Origin of the sequence: Streptomyces sp. NPDC003247 (genome assembly GCF_042888135.1) — a bacterium.
Classification (GTDB): domain Bacteria; phylum Actinomycetota; class Actinomycetes; order Streptomycetales; family Streptomycetaceae; genus Streptomyces.
Map to the genome: position 1 here is coordinate 88,476 of NZ_JBIAPF010000011.1, position 13,744 is coordinate 102,219.

At 70.6% G+C, this 13,744-nt stretch carries 16 protein-coding genes; 8 read left to right on the top strand and 8 right to left on the bottom strand.

From position 1 onward, the window contains the following. Window positions 1–75 precede the first annotated feature (75 nt). Window positions 76–1,383: an MDR family MFS transporter gene (locus ACFYWQ_RS32035; RefSeq protein WP_389521268.1), complete on the bottom strand. Its 1,308-nt coding sequence runs from the start codon at window positions 1,381–1,383 to the stop codon at window positions 76–78. Between the two features lie 207 nt (window positions 1,384–1,590). Between ACFYWQ_RS32035 and ACFYWQ_RS32040 the strand changes: the two genes are divergently transcribed. Then, on the top strand, window positions 1,591–2,352 hold the full coding sequence (locus ACFYWQ_RS32040) for a phosphoglyceromutase (protein ID WP_389521270.1): 762 nt from the start codon (window positions 1,591–1,593) through the stop codon (window positions 2,350–2,352). A 71-nt stretch (window positions 2,353–2,423) separates the two neighbouring features. Here ACFYWQ_RS32040 and ACFYWQ_RS32045 read toward each other — a convergent pair whose 3' ends face one another. After that, window positions 2,424–3,176, bottom strand: coding sequence for a ferritin-like domain-containing protein (locus tag ACFYWQ_RS32045; RefSeq protein WP_389521272.1), 753 nt, complete (start codon window positions 3,174–3,176; stop codon window positions 2,424–2,426). A gap of 225 nt (window positions 3,177–3,401) precedes the next feature. On the opposite strand from ACFYWQ_RS32045, the gene ACFYWQ_RS32050 reads away from it, so the two are divergent. Continuing rightward, window positions 3,402–3,722 carry a GYD domain-containing protein gene (locus ACFYWQ_RS32050; protein WP_389521611.1) on the top strand — a complete coding sequence of 107 codons (321 nt, stop codon included), beginning with the start codon at window positions 3,402–3,404 and terminating at the stop codon, window positions 3,720–3,722. 81 nt (window positions 3,723–3,803) lie between these two features. On the opposite strand, the gene ACFYWQ_RS32055 is transcribed toward ACFYWQ_RS32050, so the two are convergent. After that, complete coding sequence (locus ACFYWQ_RS32055) at window positions 3,804–4,574, bottom strand: DUF2637 domain-containing protein (protein WP_389521273.1); 771 nt, start codon at window positions 4,572–4,574, stop codon at window positions 3,804–3,806. Between the two features lie 15 nt (window positions 4,575–4,589). Then, complete coding sequence (locus tag ACFYWQ_RS32060) at window positions 4,590–4,766, bottom strand: hypothetical protein (RefSeq protein WP_389521274.1); 177 nt, start codon at window positions 4,764–4,766, stop codon at window positions 4,590–4,592. A gap of 532 nt (window positions 4,767–5,298) precedes the next feature. Between ACFYWQ_RS32060 and ACFYWQ_RS32065 the strand changes: the two genes are divergently transcribed. Further along, complete coding sequence (locus ACFYWQ_RS32065; RefSeq protein WP_389521275.1) at window positions 5,299–5,697, top strand: hypothetical protein; 399 nt, start codon at window positions 5,299–5,301, stop codon at window positions 5,695–5,697. 90 nt (window positions 5,698–5,787) lie between these two features. Here the strand turns inward: ACFYWQ_RS32065 and ACFYWQ_RS32070 are convergent, their stop codons facing one another. The 3 genes from ACFYWQ_RS32070 to phoU all read right to left on the bottom strand — a co-directional run bounded on the left by ACFYWQ_RS32070 (window position 5,788) and on the right by phoU (window position 7,709). Beyond that, a complete protein-coding gene (locus tag ACFYWQ_RS32070) occupies window positions 5,788–6,531 on the bottom strand; it encodes a phosphotransferase family protein (protein ID WP_389521276.1) in 744 nt (247 codons plus the stop codon). Between the two features lie 205 nt (window positions 6,532–6,736). Next, window positions 6,737–6,895, bottom strand: a complete 159-nt coding sequence (locus ACFYWQ_RS32075) for a hypothetical protein (protein ID WP_389521277.1) — start codon at window positions 6,893–6,895, stop codon at window positions 6,737–6,739. Between the two features lie 121 nt (window positions 6,896–7,016). Then, window positions 7,017–7,709: a phosphate signaling complex protein PhoU gene (phoU, locus tag ACFYWQ_RS32080; RefSeq protein ID WP_389521278.1), complete on the bottom strand. Its 693-nt coding sequence runs from the start codon at window positions 7,707–7,709 to the stop codon at window positions 7,017–7,019. 273 nt (window positions 7,710–7,982) lie between these two features. Here phoU and ACFYWQ_RS32085 point away from each other — a divergent pair, with 273 nt between their 5' ends. Beyond that, entirely contained in the window at window positions 7,983–9,326 is a 1,344-nt protein-coding gene (locus tag ACFYWQ_RS32085; RefSeq protein ID WP_389521280.1) for a sensor histidine kinase, read from the top strand. Next, the gene (locus tag ACFYWQ_RS32090; protein WP_073941673.1) at window positions 9,323–10,003 is read left to right on the top strand and encodes a response regulator transcription factor; all 681 of its coding nucleotides are present in this window, start codon (window positions 9,323–9,325) and stop codon (window positions 10,001–10,003) included. Before ACFYWQ_RS32085 ends, ACFYWQ_RS32090 begins: the two co-directional genes overlap by 4 nt. A 129-nt stretch (window positions 10,004–10,132) precedes the next feature. Here the strand turns inward: ACFYWQ_RS32090 and ACFYWQ_RS32095 are convergent, their stop codons facing one another. Beyond that, on the bottom strand, window positions 10,133–10,810 hold the full coding sequence (locus ACFYWQ_RS32095; RefSeq protein WP_389521282.1) for a DUF461 domain-containing protein: 678 nt from the start codon (window positions 10,808–10,810) through the stop codon (window positions 10,133–10,135). Window positions 10,811–11,453: 643 nt separating this feature from the next. On the opposite strand from ACFYWQ_RS32095, the gene ACFYWQ_RS32100 reads away from it, so the two are divergent. The 3 genes from ACFYWQ_RS32100 to ispF all read left to right on the top strand — a co-directional run bounded on the left by ACFYWQ_RS32100 (window position 11,454) and on the right by ispF (window position 13,558). Continuing rightward, entirely contained in the window at window positions 11,454–11,936 is a 483-nt protein-coding gene (locus tag ACFYWQ_RS32100) for a CarD family transcriptional regulator (protein ID WP_003953493.1), read from the top strand. 382 nt (window positions 11,937–12,318) lie between these two features. Then, window positions 12,319–13,071 (top strand): 2-C-methyl-D-erythritol 4-phosphate cytidylyltransferase, encoded by a 753-nt coding sequence (ispD, locus tag ACFYWQ_RS32105; protein ID WP_389521284.1) that lies wholly within the window; start codon window positions 12,319–12,321, stop codon window positions 13,069–13,071. Further along, window positions 13,061–13,558, top strand: a complete 498-nt coding sequence (gene ispF, locus ACFYWQ_RS32110; protein ID WP_389521286.1) for a 2-C-methyl-D-erythritol 2,4-cyclodiphosphate synthase — start codon at window positions 13,061–13,063, stop codon at window positions 13,556–13,558. The genes ispD and ispF overlap by 11 nt, the downstream gene beginning before the upstream one ends. The last annotated feature ends 186 nt before the right edge of the window (window positions 13,559–13,744 follow it).

The following is a 13,744-nucleotide window of genomic DNA, read 5'->3' on the forward strand; positions in this document are numbered from 1 at the left end:
GCCGTCCACCTAAATGAGCCGGGGCACCGCCGGGCCGGGGGCACCGCCGGGCCGGAGGGGACACCGCCCCGCCCGTCAGGTGGCGCTGACGTCGGCCGCGGCGGTGACCGGCCCGGGCGCACCGGCGGTCTCCACCGCACCAGCCGCACCCGCCGCCTCATCCGCCACATACGCCCCATCCGTGGGCTCCGTGGCCTTCGTGGCCTCCGCGGGCAGCCGGCGCATCAGCAGGGCGTACCCGGCCCCGGCCGCCGTCCCGACGACCGCGCACAGCCCCCACAGCCACTCCGCCCCGAACCGGTCGATGACGAAGCCGGACGACAGCGGGGCGAGGAGCGACGCCGCGGCCCACGACAGGGTGTACATGCCCTGGTAGCGCCCGCGTCCGTGGACCGGGGAGAGACGGACGACGAGCCCGGTCTGGGTGGGCGCGTTGACGATCTCGGCGAGGGTCCACACGCAGACGGTGAGCGCGTAGACGCCGACGGACCCGGCGAAGGCGGTCAGCCCGAAGCCGTATCCGGCGAGGACCGACGAGATCACGAGCAGCCGTCCCGGATCCCGGTGCTCGATGAACCGGGTGACCGGGATCTGGAGCACGACGATGAGGACGCCGTTGACGGCGATGGCCATGCCGTAGTCGGCCGGGGTGAAGCCGGCCGCGCCCATCGCCACGGGCAGCCCGATGGAGCCCTGCTGGAAGACGAAGGCGACCAGGAACGACAGCCCGACCACCCCCATGAACCGACCGTCGCGCAGCACGGTCCGCAGCCCGACGGAGTCCCCGCGCAGGGCCTTGTCCACCGGCCGGGGCCGTGACTCGGGCAGCTTGAGGAAGACGACGACCGCGCAGACGAGGGTCATGCCGGCCTCGACGATGAAGCCGGCGAGGTAGCTGACCTCGGCGATGAACCCGGCGGCCGTGGAGGAGACGGCGAAGCCGAGGTTGATGGCCCAGTAGTTGAGGGAGAACGCCCGGACCCGGTCCTCCGGCCGCACGATGTCGGCCATCATCGCCTGCACGGCGGGCCGGGAGGCGTTGGAGGCCGCCCCGACGAGGAAGGCGACGCCGGCGATGACGACGGGGTGGTGCACGAAGCCGAGCAGCGCCACGGAGAGGGCGGTGGCGACCTGGGCGACGAGCAGCGTGGGCCGCCGCCCGAGCCGGTCGGCCATCACCCCGCCGCCGAGGGAGGAGACCACCCCGCCGAGCCCGTGCAGCGCGGCGACGAGTCCGGCGTAGGAGGCGGAGTACCCGCGGTCGAGGGTCAGGTACAGCGCCATGAAGGTGGCGACGAAGGCGCCGAGCCGGTTGACGAGGGTGCTGGTCCACAGCCACCAGAACTCGCGGGGCAGCCCGCGTCTCAAGGAGGCGACGGACATGGGTGATCCCCCGGATGTAAGCGGTGCAGGTGGTACGGAGAACTTACGGAGCGGCCGGTCCCGGGGGCCACTCGATTAACAGAACCAGTCAACTGTCCCGCCGCCGCGCGTCGCGCTCCCGCAGCGTGCCCGCTCACGTGCCCCCAGGGCGTCCGCCCTACGGGCGCCGGGCGGGCCGGGACACACCCTTCGATTACGCTCATCCACATGGCCGACGCACCGTACAAGCTGATCCTCCTCCGCCACGGCGAGAGCGAGTGGAACGCGAAGAACCTGTTCACCGGCTGGGTGGACGTCAACCTCAACGAGAAGGGCGAGAAGGAGGCAGTCCGCGGTGGCGAGCTCCTGAAGGACGCCGATCTCCTCCCCGACGTGGTCCACACCTCCCTCCAGAAGCGCGCCATCCGCACCGCGCAGCTGGCCCTGGAGGCCGCGGACCGCCACTGGATCCCGGTCCACCGCTCCTGGCGCCTGAACGAGCGCCACTACGGCGCCCTCCAGGGCAAGGACAAGGCCCAGACCCTCGCCGAGTTCGGCGAGGAGCAGTTCATGCTGTGGCGCCGCTCCTACGACACCCCGCCCCCGCCCCTCGAGGACGGCACCGAGTTCTCCCAGTCGGACGACGCGCGCTACGCCACGATCCCCCCGGAGCTCCGCCCCCGCACGGAGTGCCTCAAGGACGTCGTCATCCGCATGCTCCCCTACTGGTACGACGGCATCGTCCCCGACCTCCTGGCCGGTCGCACGGTCCTCGTCGCCGCCCACGGCAACAGCCTCCGCGCCCTCGTCAAGCACCTCGACGGCATCTCCGACGCCGACATCGCGGGCCTGAACATCCCGACGGGCATCCCGCTGTTCTACGAACTCGACGCCGACTTCAAGCCGGTCACCCCGGGCGGCCGCTACCTCGACCCCGAGGCGGCCGCGGCAGCCATCGAGGCGGTCAAGAACCAGGGCAAGAAGAAGTAACCCCACACCATCAAGCCCCCGACCTGCTGTTTCCTGGCAGGGCGGGGGCTTTTTGGTGGGGCGGGGGGCCGTCAGTCTGCGCTCGCCCCTGTGTCCGGGTGGGGCATCTCCCCCTCCGGGGCGGGTGCCAGCACCGCGGATACCACCGTGTGGGACGAGGTCATGACGTCGGTCACGAAGCGCAGGCGGCCGATGCCGAGTTGGCGTAGGGCCGGGCCGTGGTCGGTGGCGACGACGAGGGAGACCGTGAGCAGGAGAAGGCGCCACACGGCCATCAGCGGGCGGCGCAGTGCGCGGGGCAGCTCCGCCAGGGAGTCGTGCAGCCGCTCGCAGTGGAACGGGACGTGACGCTGCTCGTCGGACAGGATCCGGTTCGCCACGTCCGTGGTGAGCGGGTCGTCGGTGCCCTCGCGCAGGGCGCGGTAGTAACGCAGCGCCACGACCTCCGCGATCATCAGCACCAGGAGTTCCATGCGCAGGCCCATGAGGCGCCGCAGCCGTACGAAGACCGCGTCGCTCCAATGTCCGGTCAACGTCGGTACGCCCCCCGCGGCCAGCAGTCGGGCGAGGAGACGGGCGTGGTTCTGTTCCTCGGCGACGAAGAGCCGGACCGCCTGCGCGTAGTCGGGGTCGCCGGCCCGGTCCGCTTTGCCGACGAGGTTGGCGCCGTCACCGTCCTCGCCGACCTGGAAGCGCTGGATGCCGGCCCACACCGCCGGATGCAGCGTCGCGCCCCGCTCCCAGTCCGGATCGCCCTGGACGCGCCTGCGCTCACGCTCGTCCTCGAACCGCCTCGTCCACTCGGCGAAGTCGCCCGTACGCACCCGGTCTCCCCTCTCCGGGACACGGCCATGCCCCGGAGAGGGACGACGCGGGCGGACGCCGAACCGTTCCGCCGCCGCCGGACAACGCCGCTCCTCCACAGGCATCGGTCAGCGGAGAAGGACGCGGGTTCCAACGAGTGAATCCAGCGGGTCGGCGCGTGGCGGCCGGGGCGGCAGCGGGAAGGTCATGGCACACCGGACCAACGATGGGCAGGAGGCATGCCGGTGCCGAAGTTCCTCATCCAGGCCACCTACACGCCCGAGGGCACCAAGGGGCTGCTCAAGGAAGGCGGGAGCGGCCGCCGCGCCGCGGTCGACCAGGTCGTCACCGGCCTCGGCGGGCAGGTCGAAGCCATGTACTTCGCGTTCGGGGAGGACGACATCGTGCTCATCGTCGACTTCCCCGACCCGGTCTCCATGGCCGCCGTCAGCCTCACCGTCAAGGCCAGCGGAGCCCTCCACACCCGGGCCACCCCTCTCCTCACCCTCGACGAGATCGATCAGGCCGCCCGACGGCAGGTCACCTTTCGCTCCCCCGGAGCGTGAGTCCGAACAGGCCCCTGCCGGCGGTCGATCCGCAGGCAGGGGCCTGTCGCTGTGCGGGTGCCGTCCCGGTCGGCTGTGGTGCTACTGGCGGTGTCGGGGCTTGCCCTTGCGTGGGGGCAGGGTCAACGTGATCTGCCGGACGAGTTGCTGGAGGCAGGCCAGGCATGCGAGGGCGGGGAGGGCGGCTCCGGCGATACCGGTGAAGGTCCGCTCGGCCTGCGCCACGCACAGCATCATCGCGACGGAGGAGAACAGCAGGACGATGAACCACGAATTGAACGCCCGGCGCTGATGCAGGGCAGTTCGCAGAATGGAGAGAGAGGCCACCGTCCACGGGCCGTACACGAGAAGCGGCCACCAGGGAATCAGCCCGCTCTTCGTCTCGGACGTGATGCTCTGCAACGGTCCGTAGGCCACTACGCCGCAGAAGACGCTGACCGCCGCCACGATGACGGAAACGAACGCGACGATGACGACGCTGCCGGTCTGCATCCATTTCAGCCGGAGTTTCCGGACCCGAATCTTGCGATGTCCGGTGGGAGAACGTCGGATGGGCGGCAACTGGGCGGTGATCTGCGCCAGGCCCTCCATCGGGTCGGCGTAGTCGACACCGGGTGACGCCTCGCCGCGAGGCGGCGGCACCATGGCCTCCGGCTCCGCCGGAACAGCCTCTTGCAGGAGGTAGGCGAGTTCCTCGACCGGGTCCCAGCCAGAGTCCGGGGGTACCAAGGGATCCCCGACATTCAGGGCGTCGACGGGGCTGCCGTGCCGCCCGGCGCCGGAACCATAGGAATATGAATCGGAATACCATTCATGCCGTACAAAGGAAGGATCCGCATAGTCGTGATTCATGGAAATCCGCTCCCGTCACGCACGGTCGGCGTGGCAGCCGGACTTTTCCTGGCCGTTCCACCGCTGGTTGAGTTCCTCTTGGGCTGCCTCCAGCAGGACGAGGAACTCGCGGAGCAGTGACTCGGTGACCTGGAGTTCGACCCGCACGCCGGTCCCGGGGAAGGCGCCGCCCTCACGTGCCGTGAGTGCCACACCAGGCGTGTAAGTGTATTTTCCCGCTGTCGCATCACGGGTCGCAGGCAGATTATCCTTCCTCACGCCGCGGTGAGGCAAGCCATGGAACCTTGCTGCTTTCGCCATGTCCCGCTAACGCCGCTCCCTCTCCTCCAGATGCGCGGCAAATGAGTGACCCTGATGTGGAGAAAATGTTGAGGAGAGCGTTCTTGATTAAAGTCATCCGCACTTACTTCGCACGTTATGGGTCGAGCGGTTTGTCTGCTCAGATCTCTTGGCCGGTAAATAGGATTCGCAGTCAGTCGACAGGGGTGCCAGTCGACAGAGGCGCCAGTCGACAGGGGCGCCGGTGGGCTGAGGTGCCAGTCGACAGGGGCGCCGGTGGGCTGAGGTGCCGGTGGGCTGAGGCCGGGGGCGAGGTCCCACCGTTCCACCTCAACACGCCCATCTGATCACCATGTTGGTTCCCTAGGGTGATCAACGGTCCGGCCGTCGTCGACGCAGCCGGATGCACGGATGTACGGATGTACGGATTCACGGAGGGAACAGAGTGAAGGCAGCACTCAAGCGGCGCGCCGCCACCGTCATTCCGGTCGCCGTCGCCGCCGTCCTCGCGGGCGGCCTGGTGGCGGCCCCGGCGGCGCAGGCCAGTGGTTCGGACGGATGCGCCGGCGGATACGCGAAGTACACGTCGAAGGGCGACTACCTCTACGTCAAGGACCGCAAGGCCGACGGCCGCACCGTCTTCGTCAACCTCGAAGCGGCCAGTGGCAAGCCCTACTTCTGGGACACCTTCCACGTCACCCGGGGCGCGGGAAAGAGCTACACGTGGAACCTCGATCTCCCGGAGAAGCGGAAGGTCAGGATCATCATCTCCCTCGTGAAGGGCGATCCGGCCGACACCGACAGCAAGTGGAGCAAGTGCGCCACGTTCACCAGCGCCACCTGACCCCCTGATCCTCTGATCCCCTGACCCGGCGACGCGCCGCAGCGGGCGAGGGCACTCAGGGCGAGGGCACTCAGGGGGCGTGGCCGCGGCTCACCCCAGTGCCCTCTCCAGCACGTCCCGGCGATCGGACACCCACCGGTACGCCGTCCGCACCTCCGTGACCACCCCGGTGTCGCGGAGCCGCCGCATCGCGGGGTCCCCCGCGTCGGCCCCGGCCTGGATGCCGCGCCGGCAGCGGTCCTGCCACCACAGCACCGTGGACACGAGGCCGCGCCGGTGCAGCCGCTCCAACCCGTAACTGTCGGCGATCAGCCTCATGCGCCGGGCCGCCTCCGCCGCGTCGGCCACGGACGGGCCGAGTCCGAGGTACTGCCAGCACACGTGGGCGACGTCGTGGAGGCGTTCGCCCGGCGCCGCGAGGTCCCAGTCGATGAACGCCACCGGTCGCAGCTCGCCACCGACCGGCCGGTAGACCGTGTTCTTGGGCGACAGGTCGTTGTGGCAGACGACCTCCTGGTCCCCGGCGAGCGCGGTGCCGGCCGTCAGGTCGTGGAACGCGCGCACGAGCCGGGCCACCGCCACCATGCTCGCGTCCGACGAGACGGCGGCGGGCTGCCGCGGTTCCCAGGCCACGTGTCCGTCGAGGTGGCTGAGGACCTCCCGGCCGTGCTCGTCCACACCGAGATGGCGGGGCGCTCCGTCCCAGCCCGCGGTCTCCAGGAGTGCCAGCAGGTCACTGACGTACGGCGTCCGTGCGGAAGCCGTACGGCGCACCGTGTTCCCGACCCGGACGACGGTGCTGACGGAGCCCCCGGGCAACGGCGACCCGGTCATCGCCTCATCGCCTCATGCCTCATCTGCCTCATGCCTCATGCCTCATCGTGCCCGCCCGCGTCCGGGGGGAGCGGGAGAGGGGCCCGGCGCCGGAGCGCCCGGCCCCTCTCCCGTACGACCCGTACAAGACCCGCTTACAAGACCCGCGTGCGAGACCCGTACGACCCGTACGACCCGTACGGCGTACGGCGGTGAGGTGTCGTCCTCAGCCGCACTGGCAGGGATTGCCCGACTGGCAGCCGCAGCCGCATCCCGAGCCGCAGCCGCACGCGCCGATCAGCATCAGGTTCCGGACGGCGACGGGCTGTTCGGTCGGATGGTCCTGGGTGGGGTCGGGGGTGGGGGTGCTGGGGGCTTCGGCCATGGGTTCCTCCCGGAGGCTAGGGCGCCTGTGCCCATTCCATGCCCGTTGTGTCCGGCGCATCAACGGCGCATGGGGGCTTCCCCGCGCCCCCGGCGGGTTCGAACGCCCCCGAGTGGCTCGCCTACGCCCCCTCGACCGACTGGATCTCGTTCGGCAGGTCCGGCTGGAACTCGTCCGCGTGCTCGCCCGTCACCAGGAACACGACCCGCTTGGCGACCGCGACCGCGTGGTCGGCGAAGCGCTCGTAGTAGCGGCCGAGGAGGGTGACGTCCACGGCCGTCTCGATGCCGTGCTTCCAGCGCTCGTCGATGAGGTGCTGGAAGAGCGTGCGGTGCAGGAGGTCCATCGCGTCGTCGTCCGTCTCCAACTGGAGCGCGAGGTCGACGTCCTTAGTGATGATCACCTCGGCCGCCTTGGCCATCAGGCGCTGCGCGAGCTGGCCCATCTCCAGGATGGTGGCGTGCAGGTCCCGCGGCACCGCCCGCTCGGGGAAGCGCAGCCGCGCCAGCTTCGCCACGTGCTGGGCGAGGTCGCCGGAGCGCTCCAGGTCGGCCGACATGCGCAGCGACGTGACGACGATCCGCAGGTCGGTCGCCACCGGCTGCTGCCGTGCCAGCAGCGCAATGGCCCGGGCCTCCAGGTCGTGCTGGAGTTCGTCGATCTTCTGGTCGGCCTCGATCACGCTCTCGGCCAGCTTCAGATCGGCGTCGAGGATGGCGGTCGTGGCGCGCCCGACGGCCGACCCGACCAGCCGGGCCATCTCCACCAGACTGTCGCCGATCGAGTCCAGTTCCTCGTGGTACGCGTCCCGCATCAGGGGTTCCTCTCGTACTGGTTCTTCCGGGGGCTTCGCAATGCCGTGATGTCGGAATATCGGGTTCAGGGGGTTCAGGGGGTCCAGGAGGTCCAAGGGTTCGGGGCACCCGGCGCTGTGAACCCCACGGTGCCACGGTCCGCCCCGTACGCGTCGGTTTCCGTCACCCCAAATGAACCACCCCTGGCTCCAAGGTGAACTCTGGGCGACGAGTGTTCGAGGTCCCACTCCGATGGCTGTGGCCGGGGCGGATCGCATGCCTAACCTGGACGCATGGACGTGAACGCGGCGGTCGCCGCAGCGGCAGCGATCGCCGGGGTGCTCACCGGTGTCATCGCCATGCTGGCGTTCCGTTGGAGCGAACGCGACCAGAACCGACCCACCAGGACCTCCTTGCACACCGATCCCGTGCTGCCGCCGGGCGTGGACACCGTCCTCTCCGTCCTCCGTTCCTCGGCCGTCGTCCTCGACGAGGCCGACGCCGTCGTCAAGGCCAGCTCCGCCGCGTACGCCCTCGGGCTCGTCCGCGGCGGTGAACTCGCCGTGGAGCCCATGCTCCAGATGGCGCGGGACACCAGACGGGACGGCGAGATACGCCAGGTCGAGCTGGACCTGCCCCGGCGCGGCACCGGACGCGGCGAGGCGCTCGCGGTCTCCGCGCGCGTGGCGCCGCTGGGCTCCCGGCTGGTCCTCCTCCTCGTCGAGGACCTCACCGAGGCCCGGCGCATCGAGGCCGTACGGCGTGACTTCGTCGCGAACGTCAGCCACGAGCTGAAGACCCCGGTCGGCGCGCTCTCCCTGCTCTCCGAGGCTGTCATGGACGCCTCCGACGACCCGGAGGCGGTGCAGCGCTTCGCCGGCCGGATGCAGATCGAGGCGACCCGGCTGACCAACCTGGTGCAGGAGCTCATCGACCTCTCCCGCGTCCAGAACGACGATCCGCTCGAGGACGCCGAGCCGGTCAGCGTCGACGAGCTCGTCGCCGAGGCCATCGACCGCTGCCGCCACCAGGCGGGCACCAAGCAGATCACCATGGCCGCCGCGATCCAGGAGCCCGAGGAGCCGTCCGCGGAGGGCGGCGACCGCGGCCGGGCGGACACCGCCCGGCTGCGCCTGTGGGGCAACCGCGGGCAGCTCGCCGCCGCCCTCGGCAACCTGGTCGAGAACGCCGTCAACTACTCACCCGCCCGCACCCGCGTCGGCATCGCCGCCCGCCGGGTGGCCACCCCCGGCGGGGACCTGATCGAGATCGCCGTGACCGACCAGGGCATCGGCATCTCCGACAAGGACAAGGAGCGCATCTTCGAGCGCTTCTACCGTGTCGACCCGGCCCGTTCCCGTGCCACCGGCGGCACGGGCCTCGGACTGGCCATCGTCAAACACGTGGCCGCCTCGCACGGCGGGGAGGTCACGGTGTGGAGCGCCGAGGGACAGGGCTCCACGTTCACCCTCCGGCTGCCGGAGGCGGGCGCCGTCCGTGACCGCGTCCGCCAGCACCCCGACCTCGACGCGTACGACACCGCGGCCGAGGGCGGGCCCGCCGGAGGAATCCCCGCCGATTCATCCCCCGACTCCACCGCGTACCACACGCTTTCCGCCCCGGAGGTCCTTCCGTGACCCGAGTGCTCGTCGTCGAGGACGAGGAGTCCTTCTCCGACGCCCTGTCGTACATGCTCCGCAAGGAGGGCTTCGAGGTCGCCGTCGCGACCACAGGGCCCGACGGACTCGACGAGTTCGAGCGCAACGGCGCCGACCTCGTCCTGCTCGACCTGATGCTGCCGGGGCTGCCCGGCACGGAGGTGTGCCGGCAGCTGCGCGGCCGCTCCAACGTGCCCGTGATCATGGTGACCGCCAAGGACAGCGAGATCGACAAGGTCGTCGGCCTGGAGATAGGAGCCGACGACTACGTCACCAAGCCGTTCTCCTCGCGCGAGCTGGTCGCCCGGATCCGGGCCGTGCTGCGCCGGCGCGGGGAGCCGGAGGAGGTCGCCCCGGCGGCCCTGGAGGCCGGGCCGGTCCGGATGGACGTCGACCGGCACGTCGTCACGGTCTCGGGCTCGAAGGTCGACCTGCCGCTCAAGGAGTTCGACCTGCTGGAGATGCTCCTGCGCAACGCGGGCCGCGTCCTGACCCGCATGCAGCTCATCGACCGGGTGTGGGGAGCCGACTACGTCGGTGACACCAAGACCCTCGACGTGCACGTCAAGCGCCTGCGCGCCAAGATCGAGCCGGACCCGGGCGCGCCCCGCTACCTGGTGACGGTCCGCGGTCTCGGCTACAAGTTCGAGCCGTAAGCCGTAAGCCGTGAGCCGTGAGCCGTGAGCCGTGAGCCGCTGATCTGTGTGTTGTCGGCGGGTAGCACGACCGGAGGGCGGCACCCCGTGCGGGGTGCCGCCCTCCGGTCGTCAGGGGCGCTACGGCGCTCAGTGCTCCGCGGCGGCCGACTCCGAGGCGCTCGCGTCGGCCGACTCGGCGGCGGCGGGCGACTCGGTCGAGCCCTCCGTGGTGCCCTCGGCCGGAGACTCGGTGGCCGACGCCTCGCCGGACGGGGTCTCGGAGGCGGAGGCGGACTCCGGGGCGGTCGGGACCTCGCTCGGACCCCACTCGGTGAAGTAGCTCTCGGCGGGGACGACGAAGGCGCGCAGGCTGACCGCACCGGTCTCGCTGAAGGTGAAGGTGACCTTCTGGGCGTTGCCGTCCTGGACCGCCTCGCTGCCGCCGGGCAGGACGGCGGAGGCGTTGTCCGCGCCGCCGATGACGACCGAGCCGCCGGCCGGGACGGTCAGCTCGCCGTCCCCCTTCGCGGGCTTGATCTCCACCGGCTCGTCGACACCCTCGACGGTGATCGACTCCAGCGTCTGGGCGGCGTCGCTGTTGTTGAAGACGGTCGCCGAGACCGCGGCCGGGCCCGTCGACTCCGGGTCGGGCTGGGTGATGACGACGACGTTCTGCAGCTTGATGTCGCCGACGGTGGTGGCGGCGTTGTCCGGCTTGATCTCCAGCGTCTGGGCGTCGTTGCCCGCGCCGCAGGCGGCGAGTGTGGCGATCGAGAACGCGAGGGCGGAGGCGGCGAGGGCGCCGCGTCGAAGGCTGCTGCTCACGGCGGCGGCAACTCCTTGAAACGCACGGGCAGCTCACCTCAATAAAGCCGCCCTAAGGGTCTGTCAGCGGGCCTTAGGTTACCGAGCTGTCCTCACGCCACCGCACCCGACCCGCCTCTAGCGTGCTCCAGGGCCCCGATGACCGCCACAGCACGACTGCCGTCACTCCCGTCACGGCAGCCACAAGTGACCCGTGAGTCACATTGGCTTCTTCTCGATCGCCCGGACGTCGCCCCCCATTCACATAAGCGCCGCTCACCGGGGCGGGCGGGTTTTTGCGGACCGGAATGCGGGGTCGTCCGGAGAATTGATCACGCCCTGTTCGGCCGATGGTGTGATCAATTCCGGAAACGGCGTGGATCCGCCTCCGGACACCGAACGGAGTAGCGGAAGTCGCACGTCTGGAACCGGACATATGGGGATGTTCGGCCGTTCGGAACGGCCTCCGGAAGACTGTGACGTGCGTGTTTCGTCCCCCTTGGACAGCCGCTCCGACCTGCGAATACCTGCTTCCGCCGCCCGTCCGCAGCACGTTCCTGTTGCTGTTGTCAAGCCCCGAGATATGCCCTGACCTGCGAAAACGCCATTCAGGAACCGCCGTTTCCGTGTTACCCTGGATAGCCACGGAAGGGGTACCTGTCACATGACGTTCAAGGTTGGCGACACCGTGGTCTATCCCCATCACGGGGCCGCGCTGATCGAGGCCATCGAAACTCGCCAGATCAAAGGCGTGGACAAGACCTACTTGGTGCTGAAGGTCGCCCAGGGTGACCTGACGGTACGTGTGCCAGCGGACAATGCGGAGTTCGTCGGCGTGCGTGATGTGGTCGGTCAGGACGGGCTGGACCGGGTCTTCGAGGTGCTGCGTGCGCCGTACGCCGAGGAGCCCACGAACTGGTCGCGTCGCTACAAGGCAAATCTTGAGAAGCTCGCCTCCGGCGACGTCATCAAGGTCGCGGAAGTCGTGCGTGACCTGTGGCGTCGTGAGCGCGAGCGCGGACTCTCCGCCGGTGAGAAGCGCATGCTCGCCAAGGCGCGCCAGATCCTGGTGAGCGAGCTCGCCCTCGCGGAGAACACGAACGAGGACAAGGCCGAGGCGCTCCTCGACGAGGTCCTCGCGTCCTGACGCCGACGCAGCCGGCCTCGGCTCAGTACAGGCTCAGCACACTGAAATGCCGCGGTGCCCGATGACGTATCTCTTGTCGCCGGGCGCTGCGGCATGTCGCGTTCCGATGTCGTACGCCTGAGTCCCCCAGGGGCCACTGTGAATCCCCCAGGGAGGACCACTGACCCCCTCGCGGGGACGACCGGCCCCCTCGGGGGAACGACCGCTCCCCCTCAGGGGAACTGACTGATCCCCTCGGGGGAACGATCCCCCGACCCTGTGTGTGCCGGGCCCGGGCAGCTGGCTCGACCGGCGCGTCACGGAAGGGTCCGGTCAAGGCGTCGCGCCCGGCACGCTGTCTCCGTACCCACGTATGGCGAGCACACAAACCTGACAGGAACCGATGTCTGACGATTCGCTTCCCGCCCCCGCCCCCACCCGCACGGCCGCGGTGATTCCGGCCGCCGGTCGGGGCGTACGCCTCGGCCCGGGCGCCCCCAAAGCGCTCCGCACGCTGGGCGGGACACCCATGCTGATCCACGCGGTGCGCGCCCTCGCCGCCTCCCGCGCCGTCTCCCTCGTGGTCGTCGTGGCGCCGCCGGACGGCACCGCCGAGGTCAAGTCGCTGCTCGACGCGCACGCGCTGCCCGACCGGACCGACTTCCTCGTCGTCCCCGGCGGCGAGAGCCGGCAGGAATCGGTCAGGCTCGGCCTCGACGCGCTGCCGCCCGGCTACGAGATCGTCCTGGTGCACGACGCCGCCCGCCCCCTGGTTCCCGTCGACACCGTCGACGCCGTGATCGAGGCGGTCCGCGAGGGCGCCCCGGCCGTCGTCCCGGCCCTGCCGCTCGCCGACACCGTCAAGGAGGTCGAGCCGGCCGCCGCCCCAGGCGCCCCCGAGCCGGTCGTCGCCACCCCCGAGCGCGCCCGCCTGCGCGCCGTGCAGACCCCGCAGGGCTTCGACCGGGCCACCCTCGTCCGCGCCCACGAGACCGTCACCGGTGACGTCACCGACGACGCGAGCATGGTCGAGCGGCTCGGCGCGACCGTCGTGGTCGTCCCCGGCCACGAGGAGGCCTTCAAGGTCACCCGCCCGCTCGACCTGGTCCTCGCCGAGGCGGTCCTGGCCCGCAGGAGGCTCAACGATGGCTTCTGACCAGCCCCTGACGCTCCCCCAGGTCGGCATCGGCACCGACATCCACGCCTTCGAGGACGGCCGCGAACTGTGGTGCGCCGGCCTGAAGTGGGAGGGCGAGGGCCCCGGACTGGCCGGGCACTCCGACGCCGACGTCGTCGCCCACGCCGCCTGCAACGCGCTGTTCTCCGCCGCCGGACTGGGCGACCTGGGCCAACACTTCGGCACCGGCCGGCCCGAGTGGTCCGGCGCCTCCGGGGTGACCCTGCTCACCGAGGCCGCCCGGATCGTCCGTGAGGCCGGTTTCACCATCGGCAACATCGCCGTCCAGGTCGTCGGCCCCCGGCCGAAGATCGGCAAGCGGCGCGACGAGGCGCAGAAGATCCTCTCCGAGGCGGCGGGCGCCCCCGTCTCGGTGTCGGGCGCGACGACCGACGGGCTCGGCTTCCCCGGCCGCGACGAGGGCCTGATGGCCATCGCGACGGCACTGGTGGCGCGGACCCGCTGACGGCAGGTGCCACGGTCCGCTGACGGCCGGTGCCGCGGGCCGTTGACCGTGGGTGCCGCGGGCCCGCTGACGGTCGGTGGCTCGGGCCCGCTGACAGCCGGTGGCGCGGACCATCTGACGGTTGGTGGCGCGCACCAGTTGGCAGTCGATGCCACGCACCTTCTGACGGTCGGTGGCGCGGACCTC

Bases quoted from the DNA above. Each gene is read 5' to 3' on its own strand.
- ACFYWQ_RS32040 (WP_389521270.1), top strand. From the start codon at position 1,591: ATGGCCGACGCACCGTACAAGCTGATCCTCCTCCGCCACGGCGAGAGC.
- ACFYWQ_RS32055 (WP_389521273.1), bottom strand. From the start codon at position 4,574: ATGAATCACGACTATGCGGATCCTTCCTTTGTACGGCATGAATGGTAT.
- ACFYWQ_RS32100 (WP_003953493.1), top strand. From the start codon at position 11,454: ATGACGTTCAAGGTTGGCGACACCGTGGTCTATCCCCATCACGGGGCC.
- ACFYWQ_RS32070 (WP_389521276.1), bottom strand. From the start codon at position 6,531: ATGACCGGGTCGCCGTTGCCCGGGGGCTCCGTCAGCACCGTCGTCCGG.
- ACFYWQ_RS32075 (WP_389521277.1), bottom strand. From the start codon at position 6,895: ATGGCCGAAGCCCCCAGCACCCCCACCCCCGACCCCACCCAGGACCAT.
- ACFYWQ_RS32035 (WP_389521268.1), bottom strand. From the start codon at position 1,383: ATGTCCGTCGCCTCCTTGAGACGCGGGCTGCCCCGCGAGTTCTGGTGG.
- phoU (WP_389521278.1), bottom strand. From the start codon at position 7,709: ATGCGGGACGCGTACCACGAGGAACTGGACTCGATCGGCGACAGTCTG.
- ACFYWQ_RS32085 (WP_389521280.1), top strand. From the start codon at position 7,983: ATGGACGTGAACGCGGCGGTCGCCGCAGCGGCAGCGATCGCCGGGGTG.
- ispF (WP_389521286.1), top strand. From the start codon at position 13,061: ATGGCTTCTGACCAGCCCCTGACGCTCCCCCAGGTCGGCATCGGCACC.
- ispD (WP_389521284.1), top strand. From the start codon at position 12,319: ATGTCTGACGATTCGCTTCCCGCCCCCGCCCCCACCCGCACGGCCGCG.